The sequence below is a fragment of the Romboutsia sp. genome (assembly GCF_035470145.1).
Lineage (GTDB): Bacteria > Bacillota > Clostridia > Peptostreptococcales > Peptostreptococcaceae > Romboutsia_D.
In genome coordinates this window covers 1-1,887 of the sequence record NZ_DATIRC010000314.1, presented here as the reverse complement: position 1 = coordinate 1,887, position 1,887 = coordinate 1, and the positions used below count along the sequence as shown (strand labels likewise).

General features: G+C 26.6%; 2 protein-coding genes. One reads left to right on the top strand and one right to left on the bottom strand.

The features are described 5' to 3' along the window. On the bottom strand, positions 1–664 hold a 664-nt coding region (locus VLM92_RS12840), incomplete at its 3' end, for a DMT family transporter (RefSeq protein WP_325276731.1). A gap of 618 nt (positions 665–1,282) precedes the next feature. On the opposite strand from VLM92_RS12840, the gene VLM92_RS12835 reads away from it, so the two are divergent. Beyond that, a partial coding sequence (locus VLM92_RS12835; RefSeq protein ID WP_325276730.1) for a DUF421 domain-containing protein occupies positions 1,283–1,887 on the top strand: 605 nt, incomplete at its 3' end.

Genomic DNA, 1,887 nt, shown 5'->3' with positions numbered 1-1,887 from the left:
AAATTACAGATATCCAACCATTAATACTTGTATTTGGAAGGTATACCCATGGCTTTTCCATTATAACTAAAGGTAATAAAATTATTACACAAGTTAAAAATGCATAACTAGTTATTTTTATAGGCGAATATATTTCTAAAGCTTTTTTGGATATTATGCCATATGTTGCCCAACACACAACTGCTATTATCATTAGTATATCACCTATATTAAATTTTAAATTAAGTAATATATTAATGTTTCCATTGGTAGTGATAAGCATGACTCCAAATAAGGATATCATTATACCAATTATGCTTTTGTAAGTTATCTTTTCTTTTAAAAATATACATGCTAGTACTGTAGTTACTATAGGGTTTGTTGCACCTATTAATGATGAATTTGTAGCTGTTGTATATTTAAGTGATAAAAAGAAAAATACGTGATAGCCTACCATCCCTACAATACCTAGTGTTAAGAACATTTTTAAATCTTTTTTAGTTATTTTCCAGTTTTCTTCTACTTTAATCATTATTGTGAATATGATTATTGTTGCTATTAAGAATCTGAAAAATACTAAAGAAAATACTGGAAACTCTGCTATTGAAAATTTTCCAGCTATAAATGCTCCTGACCAAAATATGGTTGCTAGTAGCATTATGTATTTATTAAGTTTTTCTTTCATTATTCTGTCCCCTTTTTTATAATTAGGTTTATGATGCTATGTATAGGTTTTAGATAAACCTTTTCCCCTTGTTTTTATACATTTTCATAACCTATGATATCATTATACTATAATTTAAGTACACTATTCTACTATATACGCTAAGTTTTTCCAAATATTGTAAAGATATGAACTTTAATTTTACAACTTTTTCATCTATTTCTAGGATCCTTAGTGTACCTTTTTTTCAAATATTTGAAATAACTTAACTTTACACCGTCTACCATAATACACTAAAAGTATACTAAGTTTTTATTAATATACATAAAAAAGGTATTTCCATCTGACAATACCTAACTTTATTTTATTGTATGGGGTGGTGTTTCACGACGTAAGAATTCAATTGACCTTAACTCCTCATGTGTATCATCTATATACCTTGTGTCAACATATCCATCTTGTTCTACTGATTTTATATCTGGTATTATTTATTTTAACTTTTCATAAGTTATATCTTGTGCATTTTCTTTATTAAATACAATGTCTATATATTATTTTTGTAGTTTGATTAATCTTTAGAATAAGTTATTTTCTGCTTGTAATACTATAAATATAACATATTACAAGGAGAGATTACTTATGAATAATGCTAATCCTAGCTATTTTCAGACTATATATGAGACATTCGCTACTTTTACTGTTCTTCTAATTCTTACAAGATTATCAGGAAAAAAACAACTAAGTCATCTTACATACTTTAACTATATAACAGGAATTACAATAGGTTCTATAGCAGCAAACATGGTAATGTCTAGAGATGTATCTTTTTATAAAGAACTTCTAGCTTTAGTATTATGGGTTATACTATCCGAATTTGTAGGCTATATTGCATTAAAGTCTTATAAATTGAGAAATATTTTAGATGGAGAGCCAAGCATTCTGATAAAAAAAGGGAAAATCAATAGAAAAGCTATGAAATCTTTAATAATAAATATAGATGACTTATCAATGCTTCTTAGACAAAAAGGTGTATTTGCTATATCAGAAGTTGATTATGCAATTTTAGAGCCTGATGGTAAACTAAGTATTCTTAAAAAACCTGAGAAGCAAACTCCTACTAAGAATGATTTTAATATTACCTCTACAGCTCCACTTTATGTTCCAACTGAATTAATAGTAGATGGTAAAATAATTGAAAGTAATTTGACAGAGTTAAATCTATCAAAATATTGGCTATATAAACA